Here is a 6,810-nt window from a genome sequence, read left to right on the forward strand (position 1 = left end):
AAACACAGATGAGGTCAATCATGCTCAGGTCGCTTTTCCCGGTTGTTGCTATCAGCGCCATTCTTGCGGCACCGGCAATTTCGTTTGCACAACAATCCGATCAGCCGGTAACGCGCGCCCAGGTGCGCGCCGAACTCGTCGAACTTGAAAAGGCCGGCTACAACCCGGCACGCGGCGAAGATCCAACGTATCCCGCCGACATCCAGGCCGCGGAAGCCAAGGTCGCCGCACAAAAGGCCTCGGCAGCCTCGTACGGCGGCTCGACGGTCGGCACCTCGGCAACAGGCACGAGCCGCGCCGCGGTTCCGGCGGCCAGCCTGGATAGGCAGTCGCTTTACACCAAGCATTAAAGACAGACCGTGCGGAATGGAGGGCGCAGGGCCGCGAGGGTCACTGCGCCGCCAGCGTTGCGGGTCGCGTATGACTGCGAGTCGCGGCGAACGGCTCATTTGCGTACCACCAAAACCAAACAAATACTCCAAAGCGAGCGCGATTGAGCCGCATACCATGCGGCTCAATCTTCCGCCAAACGGCTCAATGCTCCAGATAGCCTTTCAAGGTGTTGATCCCGTCGGAGTGACGCAGTTTCTGCAATGCCTTGTTCTGTATCTGGCGAACCCTTTCACGGGTCACGTCGAACTGATCGCCGAGTTCTTCCAGTGTGTGTTCGGAAACCGCATCGACGCCGAAGCGTAGCTTGATCACCTTCGCCTCGCGCGGCGTCAGCACACCCAGCGCCGCGTCGATAGCCACACGCAGATCGGCTTGCAGCAGGGCGTCTAGCGGGGCGAGCGCGGAGGAATCTTCGACCATTTCGCCAAGCGTGGTGTCCGCCTCCTCGCCGATCGGTATATCGAGCGAAACTGGCTGTCTCGTGACTTTCTGCACGTTGCGCACCTTGTCCTCGCTCATGCCCAGGCGCGCCGCGAGTTCGCTGGAACGGGCTTGCCGCCCCGTTTCCTGACGCATTTCGCCCGCCACCCGCTTGACGCGGTGCATGGCGTCCGCCATATGGACCGGCACTCGTATCGTGCGGCCATAGTCCGCAATCGCTCGCGAAACTGACTGACGAATCCACCAGGTGGCATACGTCGAGAACTTGAAGCCACGCCGGTACTCAAAGCGGTCCACTGCCTTCATCAAGCCGATGTTGCCTTCCTGAACCAGATCGAGCAACGGCATGCCGCTCTGCACGTATTTCTTTGCGACCGAAACGACCAGCCGCAGATTGGCTTCGATCATCGCGCGGCGCGCTTCCTGAAGCGCGCGATCCGCCACGTTCATCCGTTTGCTGATCCGCTTGAGTTCCTGCAGCGACAAGCCTTCGCGCGCCTCGATCCGGGTCAGCTTTTCCTGCTGGCCTTGAATCGACGGCGCGCAGCGCATCAACGCCGCACTGCAAAGCGGTGCCGCGGCGGCCGCGCGTGCAAGCCAGCCGGGATCCGTTTCGCTTCCGACGAACGTACTAACGAACACGTCGCGCGGCATGCCGCTTTGATCCACGGCGAGCCGCAAAACGTTTCTCTCGATGCCGCGAATCTCCTCGACCGCCTGCCGGACTTCGGCGCTGAGTTCGCCGATTGTGCGCGCACTGAAGCGGATCTGTCCGACTGTGGATGCGATCAGCGCGAGCATGGCCTGTGCCCTATCGCGCTGGCTGATTCCTCCGGCCACCGCTGCCCGCCACAAGGCAAGCCGTTCGCGTGCCTGCGAAAAGATCGTCTTGCAACTCACCGTCAATTGATTGATGCGGGCTTCGTCGGCCTCGGCCGTGGCGCCTGGTTCATCGGATGCAATGCCGTCGTCGGCCTGCCCTGACTCGCCAGCTTGCAATGTCTGGAGCGCCTCATTGGCGCATGGCTCGAAGATTCCGTCGACCAGATCGTCTATATCGAGTTCGCCGGATGCAACACGATCCGCGCGCGCGAGGATCGCCTCGATCGTGGCGGGACGCGAGGCGATTACCTCGAGCATCTCCCGCAAGCAAGCTTCGATACGGCGCGCGACGGCAATTTCGCCTTCGCGCGTCAGCAGAGGGGTTGCGCCCATTTCACGCAAATAGGCGCGCATCGGGTCGGCCGCCGGTCCGGGTTCGGATATGGCGATGGTCAGCGCCGTGGCCGTTTCGTCTTCGGCGACATCGTCGGGCGCCGATTGCTGGGCGGCGTCGTTCAGCAAAAGCGTGTCGCTGGCCGGAGCGGTATCGCGCACAGCAATACCCATGTCGCCGAACGCCTTGACGATGCCTTCAATGGCGTCTGACTCCGCGACGCAATCCGGAAGGTGGTCGACTATCTCCGTGTGGGTCAGGAAACCGCGCTCCTTGCCCAGTTTCATCAGCGCGCGTAGCTGTATTTCCCTTGAATCCTGTTCCATCGACACTTGCACCGCTTTCTCCATCCTGGCTGCATGCCTCCACAAGCAAGGTCGACGCGCGTAGCCGCATGCGTTGGGTGGCGCCGACGCACTGGCGCGGCGCCAGATGAGCGCTCGCGCCTTTGTGCTTCAGGCAAAAATTCTAGAAGTCTTGTACGGGTAGATCAATCGGACATCGAAAGAACCTCAGTTCCAGATTGGACAACAATGGTTCTGCACCGGGGTTCACCGCAATGTACGAAGACCCTTCGCCGGCGCCGGTCAGGGCGGCGGCGAAGGTGGGGACTTGAGGTCCGGCCAATTCACACTGGCGGCTTAGAACATGTGCAACAAGGCAACGCGATAAACCATCTGGTTACGTCCAGACGATACGTCGGCCGAGCCTGGAATATTGGCGAAGTCGAAGTCAGTACCGGTATTCGCACTGACCGCATGCTGATACGCCCCCTCGGCAAACACAGACGTCCGCGACGACAGATCGTAATTGAGCTTCAGGCTAAGTTGATGCCACTTGGGATCGAATTGCCCGACCGTCGACGAAAGCCGCGCCTGTGTGTACGTGTAGCATGCGCCGAGATAAAGCGCGGGGGTGAAGTGATACAGACCGCTCACTTCGAAGTTATCGAACTTCCACGCGTTCCATGTGCCGCCAGCAGGCTGCGTGGTGCCCGTGAAGTACGCATTCGCGGTCGGATCATAGACATCGACGTGCGAATACGCGAGACCGACGAGCGCCTTTCCGATCGTGTAGTTGACGCCGATGCCGATGTTCTGCTGTGACCGGGCGTTGAATGTATTGTCGCTCGTAACCGCGCCGGACGAATTGGCGGGCGCAACCACGGCGGAACTCGCATTATTCAGCTTGAGATACGAGGCTCCGATCTGCAGGCCGCCGTTCTGGTACTGCGCACCGAAACCATACAGCCGGTTATTCGAAAACCCGCCCGCCTGATTGCTGAATGCGTACATGCCTTCGGCTGTGAAACCATGAATGGTCGGCGTGACGTATTTGATCGAGTTGTTGACGCGGAACGAATAGTCGGTGTTGTCGTTGTCGTAAGGGTGCGCGAAGAGATATCCCGTCCAGTTACCGTTCGCTGTCATCGGCGAAAACATGTCGACGCTAGGGTCGTATTGCCGCCCCACGGTGAACGTGCCGTACTGGTCCGACGCAATGCCCACGAACGCCTGGCGGCCAAACTCCCTGCCGCCTTGACCCATCTTGCCGGTGTTCACGTCGAAGCCGCTTTCGAGCTGGAACACAGCGTGATATCCAGCGCCGAGATCTTCGGTTCCCTTCAGACCCCAGCGGCTTCCGTAGTCATACCCGCTTTGCATCTGGAACGCGTCATGCCCTCGCGCGTTGGTCGTGTAATTGAAACCATCTTCAATCTTCCCGTAAAGCGTCACGCTGCTTTGCGCATGTGCGGCTGTCGCAAGCGTGATTGCGGACATCGCCACGCAGATTCGTTTCATCACCACCGCTAATCCCCTTCCGTTGAATGGTTTGAATACCTTCGTTTTTTGTCGACCAGCAACGCCTTCACGCGCCACCGCATGAAGCCATTCGATTGATCGATGCCAAACGTTAAGTGATCCAAATTTCTTCGCGTATCAGCGAAAGCGGAAGAGTCCTTTCCAACCTGCGCAACAACCTGGTTTGGAGGGGTGAATCATCGGCAAGCAGGCCGCCGGCATGCGTCGTTGCTGCCGAACGCACAACACGGTTCTTGCGCGTTGGCACGCAACAAGCAGCTATTTTCGGGGTCCTCCGGACTCCGACGTACCCTGGTCATCTTCACCATATCCGGCCTGTGCGCTCGTCCGGCCGGCAGCATGACGCGCGGCCACTACCGCTTCCGCGGCAAGGATGTCGTCCGGGTAATGCGGGTCGCTGCCCGCGCCGGGGTGCCACCCTGCCAGTTCCAGTTCAACCAGTTCTGCTCTTACCTGAGCACGCGTAAGAGGCGTGGTCGATTGTGCGAACGCGAGTGCGGGAATAGCGGCGGCAAGTGCGACGAACGCGCTGAGCACGCCGTGTTGGAACGTAGACTTCATGTTGAACGGCCTCGTGGGACGTAATGGTTTGAGCGACGGCCAGTGTTGCTATTGGCTGCCGCAGTCTATCCATGTCCTCTCGAATCGGTAACCGTTGTGTCTGGAAAGTATTGTTTCCGAAAACGCGCTGTTTCAGACAAAGTTCGCAATAGTGGCTGCATGTGCCATGCAAAGTCGTATCGGCGGCATGGCAACGACCAGGCGGTGGCCGAACCTAGCGCACTGCCCAAACAAAACCACAGTCTTTGCACACGACAATAGCCGCCAGCGCAGCCTCGATCTGCGCTGTTCGCGCTTGCTCATTGCTGGAAAAGCACAGCGACTCGCACATGTCACCCTCGTACGCATACGTCAGATCGGGTGAGTCGCATAGGACACATTCCGCAGGGACGCCTCCTTGAACGGAGCGTGCGCCCATATCACGTGAAGGAGCGGGCTGAACTGGCGTTTGCGTCATCTATGCTTTTCTACCTTGATTGTGTGTGTACTGTGCTGCCGGCGCGGCTTGATTTGCCGTAACAAACATCGAAGCCGATATGGCATCGGCTCCGATTCACCTCACGCGCCCGCGCACGATTTCTGCCGCCTGCCATGAAACAAGCGCAATGCAGCCGAATGTTACCTCGCGTGCCCGCTTGACGAGTGCCAGCGATAGCGCTGTCTCCCGATCCACGCCGACCACCAGCGCGAGAAGCATGACCGCTGCCTCCTGCACACCAAGACCGGCCGGCACCATGAACGCCGCGTGACGCACGGCTTGGGTCAAAGCTTCGATTGCCAACGCGCCGCTCACCGACACCGGATGCCCCAGCATGGACAGCGCCCAATATGTTTCGAGCGCGCCCACAACGTAGCCGGCGAATTGCCAGAAGAAAGCGCCCAGAAGCAGGCCCGTGCGCGACATCAGTGCGTCGATATCCGCATCGAGCCGCTTTCCGTCGATATCGCGCAGCAAGGGGTGCGCGTGGCCCAACAGTCTCGCTGCGAAGCGTTCGATCCTGTGAAATAGCCGGCCACGACGTAGGAGTACGGCCGTCAGGACCGGCAGCGGCAGTGAGAGCCCCAAAGCGAGCCCGATCGTCTTTATCGCGCTGACTTGATGCGTGGATGCGGCGATCAGTACGAGCCCAAGCGCGGCAAACGCGTATTGCACGGCCATCGTGACCAGCACCTCGACGACGACCGACGCACTGACCGCGCTCGCGTCCCGGATGCGCCAGCGTGCGAGGCCGATTCCGACGAATTCTCCACCAATGCTCGCGACGGGCAGCAATCGGCTGACCGCCTCGCGCACGGTCGCGACCCACCAGAGAAACGGCAACGAGGCCCGCTTGCCCAGCAACAGATACCACGCGTAGGCGTCGAGCAACAATGGCAACGCGTGTAGCGGCAGCAACCACAGCAGCCCGAGTCCGGCTTTAGTGATGACGTGCATGACATCGCCCGCACCTTCATGCAATACGAGCGCGATGAGTATCGCAATGCCGAGCGGCAATCCTATCCAACGCAGCCATTTCATGTCGATTGCACGCGCGTTGCGAGCAAATCGACAAAACCGCCCCGCGTCGCACCCGCGGCACCGATCGCCTGTGCCACGCACGGGGATAGCAGCGCGTCGAGTTCATCCGCGTGACGGTACGACTGCATGCCGGGCGTTAATGGAGCGTCGCCCGGTGTGGCAGGGTGACAATAAATTTCGCCGACACCGCCCGGCAGCCCTTCGAGCGCGGCAAGCCAGGCCGATTCGCTCATGCGCCCGGTGTCCGCGAGTCCGACCACATAGTCGTTGTGTGCGATGCCGGCGCGGTCGAGCCGGCATCGCACCAGGCTCATCCATGGCCGCAACCAGAGGGGTGCATTGCGCTCGATCGGCAGTCGCATCGCGCGCATTCCAAAGTCGCGCCCGATCTCGATGATCAGCGAGAGCACAGTTGGATGCAGGTGAAAATGCTTGTGCGTGTTGACATGATCGAGTGGCAAGCCCGTCTTCGCGAACGCCGCGAACTGCGCGCGAATTTCGAGAGCAAGCTGTGCGCGAACGTGTGGCAGAAAATAGAAGCGGAAGCCGTCGCGCACCATGTTGCTGCCGAACCGGCCTTCTGCGTTCACCAGTGCGGGAATCACCTCGCGTGGCAGTAGAGCCGTGCCATCGGCGAGGACAAGATGCAAGCCGACGCACAGCTGGGGAAGCGAGCGGGCGCGCGCAACTGCGTCCTCGGCCGCGGGCGCGCCCACCATCAGGCTCGCTGCGGTCAAGACGCCGTGCCGGTGGGCGAGTTCAACCGCTTCGTTGACGCGAGGATGCAAGCCGAAGTCGTCGGCCGTGATAATCAGCATCCGTTGACGCAAGCGATCAGTGTCGTTCATGCCTCGTGC

The 6,810-nt window shown here is 60.7% G+C and carries 6 protein-coding genes; 1 reads left to right on the forward strand and 5 read right to left on the reverse strand.

From position 1 onward, the window contains the following. Positions 1-20: 20 nt before the first annotated feature. Entirely contained in the window at positions 21-350 is a 330-nt protein-coding gene (locus tag P0D68_RS13570; RefSeq protein ID WP_408294386.1) for a DUF4148 domain-containing protein, read from the forward strand. Positions 351-534: 184 nt separating this feature from the next. On the opposite strand, the gene rpoD is transcribed toward P0D68_RS13570, so the two are convergent. From rpoD to hpnK, 5 genes are all read right to left on the reverse strand, one after another. Next, complete coding sequence (gene rpoD, locus P0D68_RS13575) at positions 535-2,388, reverse strand: RNA polymerase sigma factor RpoD (RefSeq protein ID WP_408294388.1); 1,854 nt, start codon at positions 2,386-2,388, stop codon at positions 535-537. A gap of 303 nt (positions 2,389-2,691) precedes the next feature. Continuing rightward, the gene (locus tag P0D68_RS13580) at positions 2,692-3,852 is read right to left on the reverse strand and encodes a porin (RefSeq protein ID WP_408294391.1); all 1,161 of its coding nucleotides are present in this window, start codon (positions 3,850-3,852) and stop codon (positions 2,692-2,694) included. 279 nt (positions 3,853-4,131) lie between these two features. Beyond that, a complete protein-coding gene (locus P0D68_RS13585; protein WP_408186309.1) occupies positions 4,132-4,434 on the reverse strand; it encodes a DUF4148 domain-containing protein in 303 nt (100 codons plus the stop codon). A gap of 553 nt (positions 4,435-4,987) precedes the next feature. Continuing rightward, positions 4,988-5,953, reverse strand: coding sequence for a lysylphosphatidylglycerol synthase domain-containing protein (locus P0D68_RS13590; protein WP_408294395.1), 966 nt, complete (start codon positions 5,951-5,953; stop codon positions 4,988-4,990). Further along, on the reverse strand, positions 5,950-6,801 hold the full coding sequence (hpnK, locus tag P0D68_RS13595; protein ID WP_408294398.1) for a hopanoid biosynthesis-associated protein HpnK: 852 nt from the start codon (positions 6,799-6,801) through the stop codon (positions 5,950-5,952). Before hpnK ends, P0D68_RS13590 begins: the two co-directional genes overlap by 4 nt. Positions 6,802-6,810: the final 9 nt, after the last annotated feature.

The sequence above is a fragment of the Paraburkholderia sp. RL17-380-BIE-A genome (genome assembly GCF_046028085.1).
Taxonomy (GTDB): domain Bacteria; phylum Pseudomonadota; class Gammaproteobacteria; order Burkholderiales; family Burkholderiaceae; genus Paraburkholderia.